General features: G+C 68.9%; 19 protein-coding genes. 10 read left to right on the top strand and 9 right to left on the bottom strand.

Annotation, left to right across the window (positions count from 1 at the left end; translation table 11 throughout):
- Positions 1–44 precede the first annotated feature (44 nt).
- From A37E_RS0123985 to A37E_RS0123965, 5 genes are all read left to right on the top strand, one after another.
- Positions 45–1,901 carry a TRAP transporter large permease subunit gene (locus A37E_RS0123985; RefSeq protein WP_029558943.1) on the top strand — a complete coding sequence of 619 codons (1,857 nt, stop codon included), beginning with the start codon at positions 45–47 and terminating at the stop codon, positions 1,899–1,901.
- Positions 1,902–2,148: 247 nt separating this feature from the next.
- A complete protein-coding gene (locus A37E_RS0123980) occupies positions 2,149–2,820 on the top strand; it encodes a zinc ribbon domain-containing protein (RefSeq protein WP_029558942.1) in 672 nt (223 codons plus the stop codon).
- Positions 2,817–3,536 carry an HAD-IA family hydrolase gene (locus A37E_RS0123975; protein ID WP_029558941.1) on the top strand — a complete coding sequence of 240 codons (720 nt, stop codon included), beginning with the start codon at positions 2,817–2,819 and terminating at the stop codon, positions 3,534–3,536. Before A37E_RS0123980 ends, A37E_RS0123975 begins: the two co-directional genes overlap by 4 nt.
- Before the next feature lie 12 nt (positions 3,537–3,548).
- On the top strand, positions 3,549–4,319 hold the full coding sequence (locus A37E_RS0123970; RefSeq protein WP_029558940.1) for an ATP12 family protein: 771 nt from the start codon (positions 3,549–3,551) through the stop codon (positions 4,317–4,319).
- 178 nt (positions 4,320–4,497) lie between these two features.
- Positions 4,498–4,998: a TfoX/Sxy family protein gene (locus A37E_RS0123965; RefSeq protein WP_081837753.1), complete on the top strand. Its 501-nt coding sequence runs from the start codon at positions 4,498–4,500 to the stop codon at positions 4,996–4,998.
- 73 nt (positions 4,999–5,071) lie between these two features.
- Here the strand turns inward: A37E_RS0123965 and A37E_RS0123960 are convergent, their stop codons facing one another.
- Positions 5,072–6,661 (bottom strand): DEAD/DEAH box helicase, encoded by a 1,590-nt coding sequence (locus A37E_RS0123960; RefSeq protein WP_029558938.1) that lies wholly within the window; start codon positions 6,659–6,661, stop codon positions 5,072–5,074.
- Between the two features lie 339 nt (positions 6,662–7,000).
- On the opposite strand from A37E_RS0123960, the gene A37E_RS0123955 reads away from it, so the two are divergent.
- Positions 7,001–8,170, top strand: coding sequence for an MFS transporter (locus A37E_RS0123955; protein WP_038193657.1), 1,170 nt, complete (start codon positions 7,001–7,003; stop codon positions 8,168–8,170).
- Between the two features lie 31 nt (positions 8,171–8,201).
- On the opposite strand, the gene A37E_RS0123950 is transcribed toward A37E_RS0123955, so the two are convergent.
- Together A37E_RS0123950 and parE are read right to left on the bottom strand one after the other, a co-directional pair.
- Entirely contained in the window at positions 8,202–8,504 is a 303-nt protein-coding gene (locus A37E_RS0123950) for a hypothetical protein (protein ID WP_156026414.1), read from the bottom strand.
- Positions 8,505–8,608: 104 nt separating this feature from the next.
- Positions 8,609–10,678, bottom strand: a complete 2,070-nt coding sequence (parE, locus tag A37E_RS0123945) for a DNA topoisomerase IV subunit B (protein ID WP_029558935.1) — start codon at positions 10,676–10,678, stop codon at positions 8,609–8,611.
- Between the two features lie 189 nt (positions 10,679–10,867).
- Between parE and recJ the strand changes: the two genes are divergently transcribed.
- A complete protein-coding gene (recJ, locus tag A37E_RS0123940; RefSeq protein WP_029558934.1) occupies positions 10,868–12,667 on the top strand; it encodes a single-stranded-DNA-specific exonuclease RecJ in 1,800 nt (599 codons plus the stop codon).
- A 10-nt stretch (positions 12,668–12,677) separates the two neighbouring features.
- Positions 12,678–13,367, top strand: a complete 690-nt coding sequence (locus A37E_RS0123935; protein ID WP_029558933.1) for a YoaK family protein — start codon at positions 12,678–12,680, stop codon at positions 13,365–13,367.
- Positions 13,368–13,376: 9 nt separating this feature from the next.
- Here the strand turns inward: A37E_RS0123935 and A37E_RS26205 are convergent, their stop codons facing one another.
- From A37E_RS26205 to A37E_RS0123915, 4 genes are all read right to left on the bottom strand, one after another.
- A complete protein-coding gene (locus A37E_RS26205) occupies positions 13,377–13,862 on the bottom strand; it encodes a hypothetical protein (RefSeq protein ID WP_051679302.1) in 486 nt (161 codons plus the stop codon).
- A complete protein-coding gene (locus A37E_RS0123925) occupies positions 13,855–14,778 on the bottom strand; it encodes an AAA family ATPase (protein WP_029558931.1) in 924 nt (307 codons plus the stop codon). Before A37E_RS0123925 ends, A37E_RS26205 begins: the two co-directional genes overlap by 8 nt.
- Positions 14,779–14,838: 60 nt before the next feature.
- Positions 14,839–16,230 carry a GntP family permease gene (locus A37E_RS0123920; RefSeq protein ID WP_029558930.1) on the bottom strand — a complete coding sequence of 464 codons (1,392 nt, stop codon included), beginning with the start codon at positions 16,228–16,230 and terminating at the stop codon, positions 14,839–14,841.
- Between the two features lie 193 nt (positions 16,231–16,423).
- A complete protein-coding gene (locus A37E_RS0123915; RefSeq protein WP_029558929.1) occupies positions 16,424–17,815 on the bottom strand; it encodes a GntP family permease in 1,392 nt (463 codons plus the stop codon).
- A gap of 202 nt (positions 17,816–18,017) precedes the next feature.
- On the opposite strand from A37E_RS0123915, the gene A37E_RS27550 reads away from it, so the two are divergent.
- Positions 18,018–18,329, top strand: a complete 312-nt coding sequence (locus A37E_RS27550) for a metalloregulator ArsR/SmtB family transcription factor (RefSeq protein ID WP_169124321.1) — start codon at positions 18,018–18,020, stop codon at positions 18,327–18,329.
- Positions 18,330–18,344: 15 nt separating this feature from the next.
- The gene (locus A37E_RS27545; RefSeq protein ID WP_029558928.1) at positions 18,345–18,701 is read left to right on the top strand and encodes a hypothetical protein; all 357 of its coding nucleotides are present in this window, start codon (positions 18,345–18,347) and stop codon (positions 18,699–18,701) included.
- Between the two features lie 74 nt (positions 18,702–18,775).
- Here the strand turns inward: A37E_RS27545 and argC are convergent, their stop codons facing one another.
- Positions 18,776–19,828 carry an N-acetyl-gamma-glutamyl-phosphate reductase gene (gene argC, locus A37E_RS0123900; RefSeq protein ID WP_029558927.1) on the bottom strand — a complete coding sequence of 351 codons (1,053 nt, stop codon included), beginning with the start codon at positions 19,826–19,828 and terminating at the stop codon, positions 18,776–18,778.
- 328 nt (positions 19,829–20,156) lie between these two features.
- Positions 20,157–21,176, bottom strand: coding sequence for a class II fructose-bisphosphatase (gene glpX / locus A37E_RS0123895; RefSeq protein WP_051679301.1), 1,020 nt, complete (start codon positions 21,174–21,176; stop codon positions 20,157–20,159).
- Between the last annotated feature and the right edge of the window lies 1 nt (position 21,177).

Here is a 21,177-nt window from a genome sequence, read left to right as displayed (position 1 = left end):
TCGCGCTCCTTGCCGTCCTGCTCATCGCCCTGCCCGACGTGGCGATGGCGGCGGAGCCCGGCTTCCGCGGCTGGTTCATCCACAACATGGCGCCGATCATGTTCGGCGCGCTGGTGCTGTTCCTGCTGCTCGGCTACCCGGTGGCCTTCTCGCTGGCGGCCAACGGCCTGATCTTCGGCCTCATCGGCATCTGGCTCGGCCTGTTCGAGCCCAAGTTCCTGCAGGCGCTGCCCGAGCGCGTGTACGGCACCATGAATAACGAAGTGCTCCTCGCGGTGCCCTTCTTCACCTTCATGGGCCTCATCCTCGAGCGCTCCGGAATGGCCGAGGACCTGCTCGACACCATCGGCCAGGTGTTCGGCTCTATCCGCGGCGGCCTCGCCTATGCGGTGATCTTCGTGGGCGCGCTGCTCGCGGCGACCACCGGCGTGGTGGCGGCCTCGGTGATCTCCATGGGCCTCATCTCGCTGCCCATCATGCTGCGCTACGGCTACGACCGGCGGGTCGCCTCGGGCGTCATCGCGGCGTCGGGCACGCTGGCGCAGATCATCCCGCCTTCCCTCGTGCTCATCGTCATGGCCGACCAGCTGAACCGCTCGGTGGGCGACATGTACGAGGGCGCGTTCGTGCCCGGGCTGCTGCTCGCCGGCCTCTACGCGGTCTACATCTTCATCGTCTCCTCGATCTTCCCGAGCGCCGCGCCCGGCCTGCCGCTGGAGGCGCAGACCCTGCGCGACCCCGAGCAGAAGATGATGCCCTCGCGCATTCTCGGCGCGGTGGCGGCGGCGGGCTTCGCCTACCTCATCGCCACCGGCTCCCTGCCGGGCCTCACGGCCGGCGCCATTCCCGGCGTCGCCAACGTGGCGGTGTGGGGCATCGTGGCGTTCGTGCTGCTCTATTTCGTCATGTCGGGCACGGCGAAGCTGCTGACGCCGTCCCTCTTCATCGCGCTCGCCTTCTCCATCGCCGGCGGCATCGTGCTGATGGAGCGCAGCCATGTGAAGTTCGGCGCGGACTATGTGGTGCTCACCATGTCGGCCACGGTGGGCATTGCCTTCGTGGTGGCGGTCATCAACCGCCTGTTCCGGCTGAAGCTGATGTCCAAGCTCGCCGAGCAGGTGGTGTTTGTGATGGTGCCGCCGCTGGCGCTCATCTTCCTCGTGCTCGGAACCATCTTCATCGGCGTCGCGACGCCGACGGAGGGTGGCGCCATGGGCTCGCTCGGCGCGGTCATCCTCGCCTTCGCCCGCGGCCGGCTGAAGTTCGACCTGCTGCGGCAGGCGACCTATTCCACCGCCAAGCTTTCCGCCTTCGTGCTGTTCATCCTGCTCGGCGCGCGCGTGTTCTCGCTCACCTTCTACGGGGTGGACGGGCACAAGTGGGTGGAGGAGCTGCTGGTGTCGCTGCCCGGCGGGCAGACCGGCTTCCTCATCGCGGTGAACGCGCTGGTGTTCGTGCTGGCCTTCTTCCTCGATTATTTCGAGCTGGCCTTCATCATCATCCCGCTGCTGGGGCCTGCGGCGGACAAGATGGGCATCGACCTCATCTGGTTCGGCGTGATGCTGGCGGTGAACATGCAGACCTCGTTCATGCATCCGCCGTTCGGCTTCGCCCTGTTCTTCCTGCGCTCGGTGGCGGCCAAGGTGCCCTATGTGGACCGGGTGACGGGCAAGATGATGCAGCCTGTGACCACGGGCCAGATCTACTGGGGCGCGGTGCCGTTCGTGTTCATCCAGCTCATCATGGTGGCGCTCATCCTGATCTTCCCGGGCATGGTGACCCACTACAAGAGCGGCGGCATCCAGCTGGACCAGAAGCAGATCCAGCAGCAGTTCGAGAACCTTTCGCCGGGCCTCGATGCCGCGCCGCCGCCCCCCCTCGACCTCGGCTTCGGGAAATAGCGGGCGCCGGCGGGCTGGCCTTGCCCTCCTAAGGGCGCATTCGGAATGGAGATGACGGGGTGGAGGGCTTCAGTTCCTCCGCCCCGTCGTGCATTCGTGGTGACGGGGGAGGCCTTGCGATTCGCGGCGCGCCGCGGGACCCAGGGCCCATCGATCGATCAAGGTGCTGGACCGGCCGGGGCGACCGCCAGCGTGGCGCAGCCAGGCGACCGAAACGGACTCGGCCGAGCGTGCGGAGGTGATTGCGATGAACCCGAGGCCCGACTTCTGTCCCGGCTGCGGGGCGCAGGTCTATCCCGAGGAGGCCCATTGCCCCTTCTGCGGCCGCAAGCTCCATACGAGCTATGTAATGCCCTTCCTCGTGGGTCTGGGCGGCACCGTGGTGGCGCTGATCTCGGGCGGCCTCGTCTGGTGGGTCATGTCGGCCGAGCCGGGCGAGACGTCCGATGCGCAGCCGCAGGTTCAGGCCACGGCTCCCGCCCCCGCGACCCCCGCCCCGCAACAGCCTGCGCCCGCGCAGCCTGCCCCTGCCCAGCCTCCGGCGCAGGCCGCTGCACCGAGCCCGACCGAGCCGCCCGCGGCCGCGCCGGGACAGGAAGCCTCCCTGCCGCTGCCCACGGTGAACACCCCCGTCGCGGCTCCGGCGGCGGATGCCGCCGCGCGCCGGGCCTTCGCCAAGAGCAAGCAGGACAGCTTCGCCCAGAACGGCCTCGACCTCACCGTGACGGCCGGCGGCAACGACGCGACGCTCCTCACCATCAAGTTCAACTTCCCGGCAAAGGAGGCGGCCGAGCTGATCGTCGGCGGCCCCTTCCCCAAGCAGTGCGAGCAGCGCGGCTTCCGGCAGGTGTTTTTCGTCGATCCGTCCGGCACCACATGGGTTTATGATATCGCCACCCAGCAGATGACGCAGAAATGAGCGCAGCAGGCGACACCGATCCTTCCCCCGCCGCCGGCCTGAAGCTGGTGCTGTTCGATTGCGACGGCACGCTGGTGGACAGCCAGCACCTCATCGTCTCCGCCATGCACGATGTCCACGCCGCCTACGGCGTGCCGGTGCCCGACCGGGAGAAGCTGCTCTCGGTGGTGGGGCTCTCGCTGCCGCAGGCGTTCGCCGTGCTGTCGCAGGGGGATGCGTCCTATCCCATTCAGGCGATGGTCGATGCCTACAAGGTCGCCTTCAACCGCATGCTGAATGCCGATGCCCCCGAGCCCATGTTCGACGGCGCCCGCGAGGTGCTGGAGGGGCTGCGCCAGCGCGAGGACGTGGTGCTGGGCATCGTCACCGGCAAGTCGCGGCGGGGGGTGAACCGCATCCTCGCTGTGCAGGGCATGGAAGGCTGGTTCTCCACCATCCAGACCGCCGACGATGCGCCGTCCAAGCCCCATCCGGCCATGGTGTTCCAGGCCATGGGCGAGGTTGGTGCGCGGCCGGAGGACACGGTGGTGATCGGCGATACCACCTACGACATCTCCATGGCCCTGCAGGCCGGGGCCTCGGCGCTCGGCGTCGCCTGGGGCTATCATGAGGTTCCGGCACTGGAGCGGGCGGGCGCGGACCGGATCATCCGGCATTTCAGCGAGGTGCCCGAGGCCATCGCCGAGCTTCTGGCCCGCCGCCGCGTCGTGATCTGAGGACAGCTCGATATGCGTGAGTTCCTGGAAGATGTGGAGAGCGGCGATCCGGGCGATCCCGTCGCCCGCGCCCGCGCCGCCCAGAAGGCGCCTCTGCCCAAGCGCTTCTACAAGGAAGTCAGCGTGGGCGAGGGGGAGGGCGGTTTCACCATCCTCCTCGACGGCCGCCCCGTGCGTACCCCCGCGCGCGGCCTGCTGAAGGCGCCGAGCCGCGCGCTGGCCGAGGCCATGGCGGCCGAATGGGCGGCTCAGCAGACCGAGATCGACCCTTTCAGCATGCCGCTCACCCGGCTCGTCAACGTCGCCCTCGACCGGGTGACGCCGGAGGCGCAGGCGGTGGCGGACGAGGTGGTGAACTACGCCGGCACCGACATGCTCTTCTATCGCGCCGACGGCCCGCAGAAGCTGCTGGACCGGCAGGCGAAGCACTGGGATGCCGTGCTGGACTGGATGGGCGCCACCCACGGTGCGCGCTTCTTCCTTGCCGAGGGCATCACCCATGTGAAGCAGCCGGAGGAGGCGCTGGCGAAGGTGCGGGCGCTGGTGCCGGCCGATCCGCTGCGCCTCGCGGCCGTGCATTCCATCACCACGCTCACCGGCTCGGCCCTCCTCGCCCTTGCGGTGGCCGAGGGCGCGCTCTCCGCCGACGCGGCGTGGACAGCGGCCCATGTGGACGAGGATTTCAACCGCGAGCAATGGGGCGAGGACGAACTCGCCACCGCCCGCCGCGCCGCCCGCCGCACCGAGATGGACGCGGCGGCACAGGTGCTGGCGCTGGGCTGAGCCGCCTTTCAAGCCCCCGCGGCGTCTGAGCGGAGCGACGCGAGAAATCCGCGCGGCGTTTGAGAGAGGCAACGGGCAAAGCCCGCGCGGCGCTTGAGCGAAGCAACGCGGGACTCCCGCGCGGCGTCTGAGCGAAGCAACGCGGGACTTCCGCGCGGCGCTGGAACGGGGAGGGGGAATGGACGAGGACGCGATTGCCGATCTCTTCGCTGCCTTCGGCCCGGTGGCGGTGAAGCGCATGTTCGGCGGGGCCGGGCTCTATGCGGACGGGCTGATGTTCGCCTTGTGGGCGGGTGAGACCTTCTACCTCAAGGCCGATGCGGCGCTCGCCGAGGATCTGAAGGGGCGGGGCTCGGTCCCCTTCAGCTACGAGGCCAAGGGCGTCGTGCGCACCATGGGCGGCTACTGGTCCGTGCCCGAGGCGGCACTCGACGACGCCGAAGACCTCGCCGCCCTCGCCCGCCGTGCCCTCTTCGTGGCGCACGCGGCCAGCGAGGCCAAAGCCAAAGCCCGGCCGGCAGGCCGGGCGTCCGCGAACAAAGCGAAGCCGGCAGGCCGGGCGTCTGCGAACAAAGCGAAGCCGACAGGCGGAGCGCCTGCGAAAATGCCGAAGCCGACAGGCGGAGCGGGCGGGAAGACGCCCGCCGCCAAAAAGAAAAGCGCGCCGGCCCAAGATTGAGCGGCGCGCTGATCCATCAGAACATTTGACAGGATGCGCCGGCCCGGAGGTCGGCGCAGACTTCAGCCTGCCATCACGCGCCGGCCTTCACACGCACGGGGCGCAGAAGGAAGGCGGGGAGGTGGGACATGTCGGCCGGCTCGTTGGCGGGCGCCCGCTCGCGGCGCGGGGGACGCGCCTCGGCAGCATCCTCGCGGGCGGGACGGCGGTTGCGCTCGGGGCGGTCGCCACGCTCGGCGGTCCGTTCCGGACGTGCGGCGCGTTCCCGCTCCTGACGCTCGGGACGTTCGGTGCGCTCGGGACGCTCCGTGCGCTCGGGACGATCGGCGCGTTCGGGACGCTCCGCCCGTTCAGCCCGCGGCTGACGCTCGGCACGCTCCGCGCCTTCGGCCCGGGGCTCGCGCTCACGGCGCGGCTCGCGCTCGCCGCGACCTTCGCGATCACCACGGCCCTCGCGGGGCTCCTTGTCCATGCGGCGCTTGCCGCGCAGACGGCCATCCTCGCGCCCGCGGCGCTCGGAGGCCGGCGGGGCGTCGCCCAGGGGCGCGCCATGCCAGGGGATCGGATTGCCGATCAGCTTCTCGATGGCCGAGAGGGACTTGGCATCGAGGTGCGTGACCATGGTGTAGGCCGTGCCGGCGCGGCCGGCGCGGCCCGTGCGGCCGATGCGGTGGACGTAATCCTCGGCGTGGTGCGGCACGTCATAGTTGAAGACGTGGCTCACCGCCGGAATGTCGAGGCCGCGTGCGGCCACGTCGGAGGCAACCAGCAGGGTCGCCTCGCCATTGCGGAACTCGTCCAGCGCCTTGATGCGGGCGTGCTGGTCCATGTCGCCGTGCAGGGCGACGGCATTGAAGCCGTGCTTCTGCAGCGAGCGGTGGAGCACCGCCACGTCGCGCTTGCGGTTGCAGAAGATGATGCCGTTCTGCAAATTCTCGCAGCCTCGGATCAGCTCCCGCAGGACGTCGCGCTTCTCGTAGTCCTCGCGGCCGGAGGCGACCAGTTCCTGCGTCACCGTGGTAGCGGTGGACGCGGGCTTGGAGACCTCCACCCGAACCGGGTTGGAGAGGAACTGCGAGACGAGGCGCTGGATCTCCGGCGGCATGGTGGCCGAGAAGAACAGCGTCTGGCGGGTGAAGGGCACGAGCTTGCAGATGCGCTCGATGTCCGGGATGAAGCCCATGTCCAGCATACGGTCGGCTTCGTCGATGACGAGCACTTCGATGCCGGAGAGGAGCAGGCGGCCGCGCTCCACATGGTCGAGCAGGCGGCCGGGGGTGGCGATCAGCACATCCACGCCGCGAACGAGCTTGGTGTCCTGGTCGCCGAAGGAAACGCCGCCAATGAGCAGGGCGACGTTGAGCTTGCTGTACTTGCCGTAGCGCGTGAAATTCTCTTCCACCTGGGCCGCGAGCTCGCGGGTGGGTTCCAGGATGAGAGTGCGCGGCATGCGGGCACGGGCGCGGCCCTGCTCCAGCAGCGTCAGCATGGGGAGCGTGAAGGCGGCGGTCTTGCCGGTACCTGTCTGCGCGAGGCCGAGAACATCCCGGCGCGCGAGAACATGGGGGATGGCCTGGGCCTGGATGGGGGTCGGGGTCGTGTAGCCAGTATCGGCGACAGCCGCGAGAACCTTATCGCTCAGGCCGAGCTCGGAAAATGACATTGCATCTTTTGGATGCGGCGGCGCGCCGCTGATCGAACGTCCCGTGCCGTACGGGGTCAGACGAGTGGTCGTCGGTCGGCGCGCTTGGATTCGACATATCTCGGACGACGCATAGCAACATAAGAAAATGATGCGCCGTGTCAATGTTTTCCGCCCGGTCTCGCCGATTCGGAGGGCATAAAGCGCCGTTCTTCCGGCGCTGGCGCGGAAATGCACGCTTTGCGGGCAGTCGCCATGCGCGCGGCGAATGAGTGTGCGCTGCACCCATGCGGCCTTGTCGGGTTGACCCGATCCGGCCGACGCCGCACGGATGGCATTCCTGTCGCCGTTCCGGATCCCATGCCTTTCCTTCTCGTCCTCGGCCTCGCGGCGTTCGCGAGCGCGTTTTCCATGCGCGTCGTCGATCCCATGCTGAACATCCTGGCGAGCGAGCTTCAGGTGACGTTGCAGCAGGTGGCGATGCTCGCCAGCGCCTTCACCTTTCCCTATGCGCTGATGCAGCTGGTGTTCGGCCCCATCGGCGATGCGGTGGGCAAGGTGCGGCTCATCCGCGTGAACCTCGCCATGCTCTCCATCGGCCTCGTGGTCTCGGCGACCGCCACCAGCCACGAGATGCTGCTCGCCTCCCGCGTCTTCTGCGGTGCCTTCGCCGGCGGCATCATTCCGGTGGTGCTGGCGACGGTGGGCGACCGGGTACCGTTCGAGCGGCGGCCCCTGGCCCTCAGCCGCGTGCTGCTCGCTTTGGTGCTGGGGCAGCTCTCCGGCTCGGCGCTGGCCGGCTTCATCGCCGAGCTGGTGGGGTGGCGCGAGGTGTTCTGGTGCGCCCTCGCCGTCGCGGCGCTGGCGGCGCTCGCGACCACCTTCGGCCTGACAGAGGAGGGCGAGCGCAAGCCTTTGTCCTTCGCCGCCTCCATCGCCCGCTATGGGCTGGTGCTGCGCAACCCGCTGTCCATCAAGGTCTACGGCGTGGTCGCGATCGAGGGTGCGCTGAGCTTCGGGGTGTTCCCACTGGTGGCGCCGCTGATGGTCCATCAGGGCATCGGCAATGCCAAGGAGGCCGGCATCGCGCTCGCGGCCTTCGCCATCGGCGGCGCCGTCTATACCTTCGCCGTGCCGCTGCTGGTCCGCTATCTCGGCCTCAGCGGCATGGTGCGCTGGGGCGCGGCGGGGGTGGGCGTGCTGCTCATTCTCGCCACCCGCGCCCATGGGCTGGTGCTCATGGCGGCGATCTTCGCCGGGGCGGGCTTCGCCTTCTACATGATCCACAACGTGCTGCAGATCCTCGCCACGGAACTGGCTCCCGAGGCGCGCGGATCGGCGCTGGCGCTGTTCGCCTCCTCCTTCTTCATCGGCCAGGCGTTGGGCGCGCTGGGGCTGACGCAGGCGGCGGGTTTCGCCGGGGTGGTGGCCATGTTCATCACCGCCGGCATCGGCATGCTGCTGCTCGCCGGCCCCGCCGGGCTGCTCCAGCCGAGGCGGGGCCAGATCTCACCCCCCGAGACGCTTTGAGATGCGGACCTCGTGAGGGCGGCGGCTCCCGTCAGATGTTGATCCTCACCGACGCGCCCTGCTTGGCGCAGCGGGCGGTGACGCCGTTGCGGTGGACCTGCGGCGCCCTGGACATGGATTGCGCCGACTGGCCCATGCACCATTTGGTGTGGCGCATGGGGTCGATCAATTCGTTGGCGCGCCTCCAGTCGCAGCCCTGGCTCGCCGCCAGATAGATGACGGACACCGCCCAATAGCCATAAGAGACGCAGGACTGCTCGTCATTGCCGAACGACTGCGCCCGCGCCGCCCCCGGCAGCAGGGTGGCAAGCGCAAGGCCAGTAGCCAGAGTCATCCGCATGCCGCGCCCCGCGCGTGTCACTCTCGTTTCATCCCCCATGATCTTCCCCCTCCGGTGCCGCGATGGCGGCGTTAATCGCCCGCCGCCCCCGCGCCGGCTCAGATGTCCAGCATCTCCTCGCCGGCGAAGGCGGCGCGCTCGGAGATGAAGGCAAAGCGGGCTTCCGGCTTGTTGCCCATGAGGCGTTCCACGAGATCCACGGTGGCGGCGCGCTCTGCGTCCTCCACGGAGACGCGCTGCAGGGTGCGCGTCCTCGGGTCCATGGTGGTTTCCTTGAGCTGCGCCGGCATCATCTCGCCGAGGCCCTTGAAGCGGCCCACGTCCACCTTGCCCTTGCCGTTGAATTCCTTCTTCAGCAGCCGCTCGCGGTGGGCGTCGTCGCGCGCATAGAGGGTCTTGGCCCCCTGCGTGATGCGGTAGAGCGGCGGCACGGCGAGGAAGAGGTGGCCCTCCTCGATCAGCTTCGGCATCTGGCGGAAGAAATAGGTGACGAGGAGGGAGGCGATGTGCGCCCCGTCAACGTCGGCGTCGGTCATGATGATGACCTTCTCGTAGCGAAGGTCCGTCTCGCGGTAGTGGGCGAGGGTGCCGCAGCCCAGCGCCTGGCCGAGGTCGGCGAGCTGCTGGTTGGCGGCGAGCTTGTCGCGGGTGGCGTTGGCGACGTTGAGGATCTTGCCGCGCAAAGGCAGCACGGCCTGCGTCTTGCGGTCCCGCGCCTGCTTGGCCGAGCCGCCGGCCGAGTCGCCCTCGACGATGAAGATCTCGGAGCCAGCCGCCTCGGTGTTGGAGCAGTCGGCGAGCTTGCCGGGCAGGCGCAGCTTGCGCACGGCGGTCTTGCGGGAGACCTCCTTCTCCTGCTTGCGGCGCAGCCGCTCCTCGGCGCGGTCGATCACATGGTCGAGCAGGCGGCTCGCCTGCACCGGATTGGCGGCGAGCCAGTGGTCGAACGGGTCGCGCAGCGCCTGCTCGACGATGCGGGCGGCCTCAGCGGTGGCGAGGCGGTCCTTGGTCTGGCCCTGGAATTCCGGCTCGCGCACGAACACGGAGAGCATGGCGGCGCAGCCGGTGATCACGTCGTCGCCGGTGATGACGGAGCCGCGCTTGCCCTGTCCGGCACGCTCCGAATAGTCCTTCAGGCCCTTGAGCAGAACCGCCTTGAGGCCGTTCTCATGGGTGCCGCCATCGGGGGTGGGGATGGTGTTGCAATAGGAGGAAATGCTGCCATCGGCATCCGCCACCCACGCCACCGCCCATTCCACCGAGCCGTGCCCGCCGGTCTTCTGGATGCGGCCAGCGAAGATGTCGGGATGGACCAGCGTGTTGCCTTCGAGGTCCGCCGCCAGATAGTCCTTCAGGCCGCCGGGGAAGCGGAAGACCGTCTTCTCCGGGATGTTCTCGCCGGCCTTCAGCAACTCGGGGTCGCACGACCAGCGGATTTCCACGCCGCCGAACAGGTACGCCTTGGAGCGGGCCATGCGGAACACGCGGGCCGGCTCGAAATGCGCGCCGGCGCCGAAGATTTCCGGATCGGGATGGAAGCGCACGCGGGTGCCGCGCCGGTTGGTGATGCGGCCGACTTCCTTGAGCGGCCCCTGCGGCACGCCCTTGGAGAAGCTCTGACGATAGAGGGTCTGGTTGCGCGCGATCTCCACCTCCAGATCGTCGGAGAGCGCGTTCACCACCGAGACGCCGACGCCGTGCAGGCCGCCGGAGGTCTCGTAGACCTTGCTGTCGAACTTACCGCCGGCGTGCAGCGTGGTCATGATGACCTCCAGCGCCGACTTGCCGGGAAACTTGGGGTGCTCCTCCACCGGGATGCCGCGGCCATTGTCCGAGACGGTGAGGTAGCCGTCGGCGCCGAGCTGCACTTCGATGAAGGTGGCGTGGCCGGCCACGGCCTCGTCCATCGAATTGTCCACCACTTCGGCGAAGAGGTGGTGCAGCGCCTTGGAATCGGTGCCGCCGATATACATGCCCGGGCGGCGCCGCACCGGCTCCAGCCCTTCCAGCACCTCGATATGGGCGGCGGTATAATCGCCCGCCATGGCGGGCACGACGGCGGCCTTGCCGCGCGCGCTCTCCCTGCCGGTCGATTCCCGCGCAGGCGACTTGCTGGCACCGCGCGGGCGGGCGGCGAAGAGATCGTCGGAATTATCGCTGTCGGACATGGGTCTCTGAGGTCGGAGGTTTGGGCGCCAGATAGCAGAACGGCAGGGCCGGCGCGAATCGGGACGGCGCCGCGGCCCCTGATTTCCCCATAGTGACAGAGCCGGAGGGCGAGGGGAACAGAATGGCAACAATTGAGCCATGCCCGGCCCGTGCTCGACGCCGCGCCTCTCCTCTGGCTTCATGCGCGCGTGAACATCGCCGTGCCGAATCGCCTCTTCCTCGACGTCGCCCGCTCCGCCACCGGCCGCACCTGGCGGGAACGGCTGGACGTGCGCGGGGGGCAGACGGCGCTCGCCATGGCCCAGCGCTTCGGCATCAGCGAGCTTCTGGCCCGCGTGCTCGCCGCCCGCAACGTGCAGCTGGACGAGGTGGAGCGTTATCTCGACCCCTCCATCCGCACCCTTCTGCCCGATCCCGACACGCTCACTGACATGCCCGCCGCCGTGGCGCGCCTCGCCCGCGCGGTCACGACCGGCGAGCAGGTGGCGGTGTTCGGCGACTATGACGTGGACGGCGCCTGCTCCACCGCCCTCATGGTGGGCGTGCTCCAGGCCGGCGGGCTCGATCCCTTCTTCCACATTCCCGACCGCATCTTCGAGGGCTACGGGCCGAACGTTCCGGCCATCGAGCAGCTCGCCGCGCGCGGCGTGACCCTGCTGGTGACGGTGGATTGCGGCACCACCTCCCTCGAACCGCTGGTGGCCGCGAAAAGGCTCGGCATGGACGTGGTGGTCATCGACCATCATCAGGCGGGGGAGACCCTGCCGCCCGCCACCGCCATCGTGAACCCGAACCGGGAGGACGACCTCTCCGGCCTCGGCCATGTCTGCGCGGCGGGGCTCGCCTTCGTGGTGGCGGTGGGGCTGGTGCGGGCGCTGCGCCAGAGCGGGCATTTCAATGCCGAACGGCCCGCGCCGGACCTGCTGGAAGCCCTCGACATCGTGGCGCTGGCCACCGTGGCGGACGTGGTGCCGCTCATCGGCCTCAACCGCGCCTTCGTGGCGAAGGGGCTCCTCGCCATGCGCCGGCGCACCCGCATCGGCCTCACCGCGCTGATGGACGCGGCGCGGCTCGATGGGCCGCCCCGGCCGTTCCATCTCGGCTTTCTCATCGGCCCGCGCATCAATGCCGGCGGGCGCATCGGCGAGGCGACGCTGGGGGCGCGCCTGCTGCTGACCCAGGACCCCGCCGAGGCGCGCGGCATCGCCGCCGAGCTGGACCGTCTCAATGCCGAGCGGCAGGAGGTGGAACGCGCCATCCTCGCCGCCGCCGAGGCGGAGGCGCAAGCGGCGCTGGGCATCTCGGAGGAGGGCGCCGTGGTGGTGGTGAGCGGCGAGGGCTGGCACCCCGGCGTCGTCGGCCTGGTCGCGGCGCGGCTGAAGGAGCGCTTCCAGCGCCCGGCCTTCGCCATCGCCTTCAATGGCGAGACCGGCACCGGCTCCGGCCGCTCCATTCCCGGCGTGGACATCGGCCGCGCGGTGCGCGGGGCGGTGGAGAGCGGGCTCCTTGTGAAGGGGGGCGGCCATGCCATGGCGGCCGGCCTCACGGTGGAGCGCCGCCAGCTCGGGGCGCTACGCGCGGAACTGGAGCAGCGCCTCGCGCCGGACGTGGAGCGCGCCCGCGCCGAGGGCACCCTTTCCATCGACGGAGCGATGACCGCGCGCGGGGCAACGGTGGACATGGTGGAGACCGTTTCCCGCGCCGGCCCGTTCGGCGCCGGCAATCCCGAGCCGGTGTTCGCCTTTCCCGGCCACCGCATCAGCTATGTCGAGAGCTTCGGCGCCGGCCATGTGCGCGCCCGCATCTCCTCGCCGGACGGCACGACATTGAAGGCCACCGCCTTCCGCTGCGCCGAGGAGCCGCTGGGCCGGGCGCTCTTGGCCGGGCGCGGGCGCAATCTGCACGTGGCCGGGTGCCTCGACATCGACACCTGGCAGGGCGAGACGCGCGTGGCGCTGCGCATCCGCGATGTGGCCGAGGCTGGATGAGGTCGCCGCTGTGAAGGTCCTGCTCGCCGTCCTCCTCTGCTTCAACGCCGGCTTCGTGGATGCGGCGGGCTTCGTCGCGCTCGGCGGGCTGTTCGCGGCCCATGTCACCGGCAATTTCGTCACCATCGCCGCCTCGCTGGCCCACGGGGATACGCCTTCGCTGACGAAGGTCCTGGCGCTGCCCGTGTTCGCCATCGTGGTGTTGTGCGCGCGGGAGCTGAGCCTGTTTCTCGCCCGGCGGGGGCGGGACGATTTCCGCATCCTGATGGCGACAAAGCTCGTGCTGCTCGCCCATGCGGCGCTGGTGGCGGTGCAGAACGGGCCGTTCTACGACCACGACTCTCCCGCTGCCGTGATGATGGGCATGACGCTGGTGGCGGCCATGGCGCTGCAGAACGCGCTCCACCGCACCCACCTCACCGACTCGCCGCCCTCCACCGTGATGACCGGCACGTTCACGCAGGTGCTGGTGGACATCGCCAATCTCTTGCGACCGTTGGAAGGCACCAACATTCCCGCCACCCGCGCCCGTCTCGGCCGGATGAGCGCGTACCTCGCCGCCTTCCTCTTCGGCTGCCTTTCGGCCGCGCTGCTCTATCGCGCGGTGGGCATGTGGTGCCTGTTCGTGCCCACCTTCGTGGCGGTGGCGGAAATCTTCACGCTGGGGCCGGACCCGGCGCCGCAGAAGGACAAGGCGTAATCCTGCGCCTCAGCGCTCTTCCGACACCCGCAGCGCCGTCCGCCCGGTGATCTTGCGCTTGCGCGGCGCGGGCTTCCCATCGGTCGGCGCGGTCTCTACGGGGGCGGCGGGCGCTGGAGCTGCCGCCTTGCGCGAAGACGCCTTCTTCGCCGGCTTCGCGGCCGGTGCGGCCGGGGCGCGGCTGCCATCGGCGAGGGCAAGCAGCGCCTTCACCCGGTCGCCGGGCTGGGTGAGGGCAGGGGCGTTCGGATCGATGCGTGTCAGCAGCGCCTTGGTCTTGGGCGCCGGCACACCATCCAGCGCCTCGGCGAAGGCGGCGGGACCGAGCAGAGCGCGGATGGCGCGCAGGGCCTCAAAGTCCGTGCCCTCCGCCACCAGTTGCGCGCGGACGATCTCGTTCACTGCCTTGCGCGCGAGATTGCCGCCGGCCGGAAACAGGCCGGCCTTGCCGCCGATGGCCGCGAGCAAAGCGAAGAAATCCGAAGCCTCAGCCATTAAGCCGCCTCCGCGTCTCGTTCACCAGATCGCGCACAGCATCCACCGCGTTGTACCATTTCTGCTCGAAAGAGGGCGCGTAGGGAAAGTTTTCCGGGTCCATGGCCCGCTCGATGGCGGCCTGATTGCGGACTTCCGTGTCGAACATCTCATAGACCGCATCGGCGTCCTCCGCCTCGTCCCGCAGGCTGATGAGCGTATCGCGGTGCTGGATCTTCTGCGCATGCACCCGGCTCGCCAGCACCAGCGGCCGGCGCTTCGGCTGGGGCAAGGCGGAGCGCGTGACGTGGGCGTTCTCCCACACCGAGGCGCGGAAGGCGTCGAAGCCGAGGGTGGAGAGATAGTCGGGAATGGTGGGCACGATCACCATGTCGGCGAGGCGGATGGCCACCTCGGTGAAGGCGGAGATGCCGGGCGCGCAGTCGAACAGCACCACGTCATAGTGCGCGCGCAGGTAGCCGAGCGCCTCGTCCAGCACCTTCAGGGACTGGCCCTCCAGAGAGCGCAGCCCGTAATTCTTCTCTGCCAGCCGCAGCACGATCTCGCGCTCCAGCAGGCGCAGGCGGGGGCTCGCCACCACCATGTCGATGGCCAGTTCCTCGCCCGCCTTCATCACATGGCAGATGCTCGGCGAGATGTACTGGGCGATGGAGGTGCGGTCGCCATAGAGGAGCCGGTCGGCGAGGAAGGATGTCACGGACTGGCGGCGGTCGAGGATCGCGCGCAGCTCGTCGTCATGGGCGAAGCAGTAGGAGGCGTTGGCCTGGGCGTCGAGATCGACCACCACCACCCGCGCGCCCTGTTCCGCAAAGCCTTCCGCCAGCATGACCACGGTGGTGGTCTTGCCCACGCCGCCCTTCATGTTGGCGACAGCGATCACCCGCCCCCCGGCGTCGGCCTCCCCCACTTCGGCCATGTCCGCACCACCCCTCGCAGCCCATGTTGCGCCGCAACCTAAAGGCGATGCTGCACCTGCTCAATAGAGGCCGGTCAAATAATAGAAGCCGATCACGACGAAGGCGGCGGTGGTCTTGATGATGGTGACGGCGAAAATGTCACCGTAGGACTGACGATGCGTCAGCCCGGTCACAGTGAGGAGGGTGATGACCGCGCCGTTGTGGGGCAGCGTGTCCATGCCGCCGGCGGCCATGGAGGCGACGCGGTGCATCACCTCCAGCGGGATGCCATAGGCCTGCGCCTCGGCGATGAATTGCTGCGCCATGGCCCCCAGCGCGATGGAGAGGCCGCCCGAGGCCGAGCCGGTGATGCCGGCCAGCGTCGTCACCGTGATCGCCTCATTGATGAGGGGATTGGGGATGGAGGTGAGCGCCGCCTTGATGACGAGGAAGCCCGGCAGCGCCGCGATGACCGCGCCGAAGCCGTATTCCGTCGCCGTATTCAGGCCGGCGAGCAGCGCGCCGCCCACCGCTTCCTTGGAGCCGCCGGCAAAATGGCCGGCGATGGCCCGGTAGCCGAACGCCACCACCGTGAGGATGCCGAGCAACAGCGCCGCTTCCACCGCCCAGATGCCGGCCCAGACGTGGGTCTCAACGCTCACCGCCGTGCCGCCCTCCACAAGCGTCGCGCTCGCCTGCGGTCCGAACCAGCCGGGGATGTGCCAGGCGAAGAACAGGTTCGCGAGGCCCACCACAACCAGCGGCATCACCGCGAGCAGCGGCGGCACGGGGGGAACGGCGTCGTCCGGCAGGCTCTCGTTGAGGTGGCCGGTGCCGTAGCCCTCGCCGGCGCGGTGGGCCTGCATCCGGCGGAATTCCAGATAGGTGATGCCCACCACGAAGATGAAGATGGAGCCGACGATGCCGAGGATGGGCGCCGCATAGGCCGTCGTGCCGAAGAAGGCGGTGGGGATGATGTTCTGCAATTGCGGCGTGCCGGGCAGCGTATCCGCGGTGAAGGAGAAGGCGCCGAGCGCGATCACCGCCGGCAGCAGGCGCTTGGGGATGCCCACCTGCCGGAACATCTCGGCGCCGAAGGGATAGAGCGCGAACACCACCACGAACAGCGAGACGCCGCCATAGGTGAGCACCGCGCCCACCAGCACGATGGAGACGATGGCCCGCCTCGGCCCCAGCAGGTTCACCACCGCCGAGACGATGGAGCGCGAGAAGCCGGCCAGCTCGATGAGCTTGCCGAAGATGGCGCCCAGCAGGAACACCGGGAAGTAGAGCTTGATGAAGCCCACCATCTTTTCCATGAACAGGCCGGAAAAGATCACCGGCACCGCCGCCGGATCGGTCAGCAGCACCGCGCCGATGGCGGCGACGGGCGCGAACAGGATGACGCTGAAGCCGCGATAGGCCACGAGCATCAGGAAGAAGAGCGCGGCGAGGCAGACGACGAAGCTCATGGCGGTCAATCCGGCGCAGGTAGGGCGGTCCCTCAAGCGGGACAGTAGTGCGCCCTACGGCCGAGCACCAGCTTCGGAATTCATAAGAGTTGTTGCACTGCAATGGCTTGCCGCCGCCCCGGCATCCGCCGGGTCGGCCTCATTCCCTGCCAGCCCCTATGGCGCCGCGATCTGCGCGCGACGCTGCACCCGCTCAATAGAGCCCGGTGAGATAATAGAAGCCGATCACGAAGAACACCGCGGCGGTCTTCACCAGCGTGATGGCGAAGATGTCGCCATAGGCCTGCCGGTGGCTCAGGCCGGTCACGGCGAGCAGGGTGATGACGGCGCCGTTGTGGGGCAGCGTGTCCATGCCGCCGGAGGCCATGGAGGCGACGCGGTGCAGCACCTCCATGGGGATGCCGGCGGCATTGGCCTGGGCGATGAACTGCTCCGACATGGCCGCGAGCGCGATGGACAGGCCGCCCGAGGCCGAGCCGGTGATGCCGGCCAGCGTGGTCACGGTGATGGCCTCGTTGACCAGCGGATTGGGGATGGCCGACAGCGCCGACTTGATGAGAAGGAAGCCGGGCAGCGCCGCGATGACCGCGCCGAAGCCGTACTCGGTGGCGGTGTTGAGGCCCGCGAGCAGCGCGCCTGACACGGCATCCTTGGAGCCGGTGGAGAACTTGCCGGCGATGGATTTGAAGCCGAACACCGCGACCGTGAAAATGCCGAGAAGCAGCGCGGCTTCCACGGCCCAGATCGCCGCCCAGGTGCTGGTCGGCACGCTGACGGGGGCCGCGCCCGGAACCAGCGTGGCGGTCGCGGTGGCCCCGAACCATTGAGGGATGAGGCGGGCGAAGATCAGGTTGGCGATGCCCACCACCACCAGCGGCAGCAAGGCGAGAATCGGGGAGACGAGCGGCACGGTCTCGTCCACCACCACCTCGTTGAGGTGGCCGGTGCCGTAGCCCTCGCCGGCCTTCGCCGCCTGGCGGCGGCGGAACTCGAGGTAGGACAGCCCCACCGCGAGGATGAAAGCGGTTCCCACCAGGCCCAGGATGGGCGCGGCATAGGCGGTGGTGTGGAAGAAGGTGGTGGGGATGATGTTCTGGATCTGCGGCGTGCCGGGCAGCGTGTCCATGGTGAAGGAGAACGCCCCGAGCGCCACCACCGCCGGCAGGAGCCGTTTGGGGATGCCCACCTGACGGAACATTTCCGCGCCGAAGGGATAGACGGCGAACACCACCACGAACAGCGAGACGCCGCCGTAGGTCAGCAGGGCGCCCACCAGGACGATGGACAGGATGGCGCGGCCCGGCCCCAAAAGCTTCACCACCGAAGCGACGATGGACCGCGAAAAGCCCGACAGCTCGATGAGCTTGCCGAAGACGGCGCCCAGCAGGAACACCGGGAAGTAGAGCTTGATGAAGCCCACCATCTTTTCCATGAAAAGTCCGGAAAAGACGACCGGCACCGCGGCCGGATCGGTGAGCAGCACCGCGCCGATGGCGGCGACGGGGGCGAACAGGATGACGCTGAAGCCCCGATAGGCCACGAGCATCAGGAAGAAGAGCGCCGCAAGGCAGACGACAAAGCTCATGGGACGAATCCGGCGGAGGTAAGAATGCGATCGGGCCGGACACTAGTGCGGCCCGCGACCGGACACAGCTTGTCCTTTGGTATGGGGGACCTGACGGACCTTGCGGTAGCCGGCAGAAGGCGCACGATGAAGCCTGGGCCGAGTCGAAAAGGTCCCCGATACCTCTTGACTTTAACACTTCAACGATTGATAGAGTGTTCACATGAGTTTCGACGCGCAGCGTTCGCTCACGGGCCGGCAGGTGGATGAGGCGGCGGGGATGTTCTCCGCGTTGGCCGACCCCCAGCGCCTGCGGCTGCTGATCCTGCTGGCCGGTCGCGAGGCTTCGGTGACGGAGCTGGCGGAGGCCCAGGGGGAGAAGCTCTCGACGGTGTCGGTGCGGCTGAAGGTGCTTCACGCCGCGCGCCTCGTCGGGCGGCGGCGCGAGGGCAAGTCGATCCTCTATCATCTGGCGGACGACCATGTGCTCGCCCTCGTGGCGAGCGCGGTGGAGCACGCCTGCGAGAATCATTGAAGTGAGGAGCAAGCCATGTCCGGGACCTGCAAGATCCATCCGAACCACGACCACCAGCACGGCCCCGGCTGCGGCCACACCGCCATCCGCCATGATGGGCATGTGGACTATCTCCACGGCGGCCACCTGCACCACATGCACGGCGACCATGTGGATGAGCACGTGATCGCGGTGAGCGAGACCAATCCCGACCGCTGCACCCCCAACCACACCTGCGCGGGCCACGAGCCCGGCCATGTCCACGGCCCCGGCTGCGGCCATGAGGCGGTGCCCCACGGCGACCATGTCGACTATCTGGTGGACGGCCACCTGCACCACCCGCACGGCGGCCATTGCGACGACCATGGCCCGGTCGAGGTGGTTCGCGGCTGATCCTCGGGATCGGGATCGCAGATACAAAAAGGCCGCGCCTGATGAGGGCGCGGCCTTTTCGCGTCAGGTCGGGATCACGGCATCAGCGCGATCTGCTCCAGGCCCTCGGTCTCGGGGAAGCCCATGACGAGGTTCATGTTCTGCACCGCCGAGCCGGACGCGCCCTTCACGAGGTTGTCCAGCGTGGAGATGATGACGGCCCGGCCGGGCACGCGGTCGGCCACCACGCCGAGGAACACCATGTTGGACCCGCGCACATGGCGCGACTGCGGGACCTGGCCGAACGGCAGAACGTGGACGAAGGCCGCGCCTTTGTAGAAGTCGGTCAGGATGCGGTGCAGGTCCTCGGCGGTGGCGCCGGTGGTGCGCACGTAGATGGTGGCGTAGATGCCCCGGTTCATGGGCGAGAGCACCGGCACGAACATGGGCTTCACCGGCCGGCCGGCGGCCTTGGAGAATTCCTGGTCCAGCTCGCCCATGTGGCGATGGCCGGAGACCGCATAGGCGTGGATGCCCTCCGACACCTCGGAGAACAGCATCGCCTCCTTGGCCGAGCGCCCGGCGCCGGACATGCCGGTCTTGGAATCCACGACGATGCTCTCCGGCTCCAGCGCGCCGGCTTCCAGCAGCGGCACGATGGGCAGGATGGCGGTGGAGGAATGGCAGCCGGGATTGGCGACGAGCCGGGCCTTGCGGATCTCGTCGCGATAGATCTCGGCGATGCCGTAGGCCGCCTCCTTCTGGAGGTCGAGCGCCTGGTGGGGATGGCCGTACCATTCCTCGTAAGCGCCGGGATCGGACAGGCGGAAGTCGGCGGAAAGGTCGACGACCTTCACGTTGGGCGCCGCGTCGAAGACTTTCTTTATGACGAGCTGGGTGGTGGCGTGCGGCAGGGCGCAGAACACCACGTCGACGGCGGTGAAATCCACCTCGTCGATGGTCACGAGCTTGGGCAGCGCGAAGGGCGCGAACTGGGGGAATACGTCGGCCATGGACTGGCCGGCCTTGCGGTCCGCGGTGAGCGCGACGATCTCGACGCGCGGATGGCGCAGCAGCAGGCGCACCAGCTCGGAGCCGGTGTAGCCCGAGGCGCCCAATACCGCGATCCTTGCCTTTGCGTCAGACATCTTGCTCTCCCGAAGGGTCTCCCGCCGCCCGGCCGCAGCCGGCGAACGGGGCCAAGGTGCTTACACCCAATCACACGTCAGGGAAAAGACAGGGGGGCGCATGGCCGTTCCACGTTTCGTGGAAGAACTGGCGATGCCACCCCTCCGCCGCACGGGAGAGGGGAGAACCGGGACCGTCATTGCCCGGCTCGTCCGGGCAATCCACGGCTGGACCGGGGCAAGTCTTCGTACATCCAGGCTGCGGACGGGTGGATCGCCCGGACGAGCCGGGCGATGACACCGATAACCAGCACCGGCCTCTTCTCCCTAAAAAGGGAGAAGGGTGCGCTCACGCCAGCCGGAACTTGGAGAAGTCGCGGTGCTCGGTGGCGATGCGGCGGACGGTGCCGGTGGCGGCGCGCATCACGATGGTGTCAGTCAGGATCACGTCCCGGCCGAAGCGCACGCCCTTCAGCAGCGCGCCGTCCGTGACGCCGGTGGCGGCGAACAGGCAGTCGCCGCGCACCATCTCGTCCAGCTTGTAGACCTTGGAGAAGTCGGTGATGCCCAGCGCCTTGGCCTGGGCGCGCTTCTTCTCGGTGTCGAGCACGAGACGGCCCTCCATCTGCCCGCCGATGCAGCGCAGCGCCGCGGCGGCCAGCACGCCCTCGGCGGCGCCGCCGAGGCCGAGATAGATGTCGATGCCGCTCTCATGCGGGTTGGCGGTGTGCACCACGCCCGCCACGTCGCCGTCGGTGATGAGCTTGATGGCCGCGCCGGTCTTGCGCACGGCGTCGATCAGCGGGCCATGGCGGGGCCGGTCGAGGATGAGGGCGGTGACGTCGGACGGCGGCACGCCCTTGGCCTCGGCCAAAGCGCGGATGTTGTCCTGGGGGCTCTGGGAGAGGGAGACGATGCCCTCGGGATAGCCCGGCCCGATGGCGATCTTCTCCATGTAGCAGGGCGGCATCTTCAGCAGCGTGTCATGCTCGGCGAGCACGAGCACGCAGAGCGAGCCCTCCATGTTCTTGGCGCAGAGCGTGGTGCCTTCCAGCGCGTCCACCGCGAGGTCCACCTCGGCCCCGCCGCGCCCCAGCTTCTCGCCGACGAACAGCTGGTCGCAATCGCCCTCGATGCCTTCGCCGATCACCAGGGTGCCGGAGACCGGAATCTCGTTCACCTCGCGGTGGCAGACGGTCATGGCGGCGATGTCGGCGGCCTGCTCGTCGCCGTGGCCGCGCAGGCGGGCGGCGGCGACGGCGCAGCGTTCCATGGCCTGGGCCATGTCGAGGGCAAGGCGGCGGTCGAGCACCTGCTCGGCTCGCTGGGCAGACTTCTCAGGCGTCCTCTGGGTCCGGGCACCGCTCATG

Origin of the sequence: Xanthobacter sp. 91, assembly GCF_000702385.1 — a bacterium.
GTDB classification, from domain to species: Bacteria; Pseudomonadota; Alphaproteobacteria; order Rhizobiales; family Xanthobacteraceae; genus Xanthobacter; species Xanthobacter aminoxidans.
This window is presented reverse-complemented; position numbering and strand designations above follow the sequence as displayed.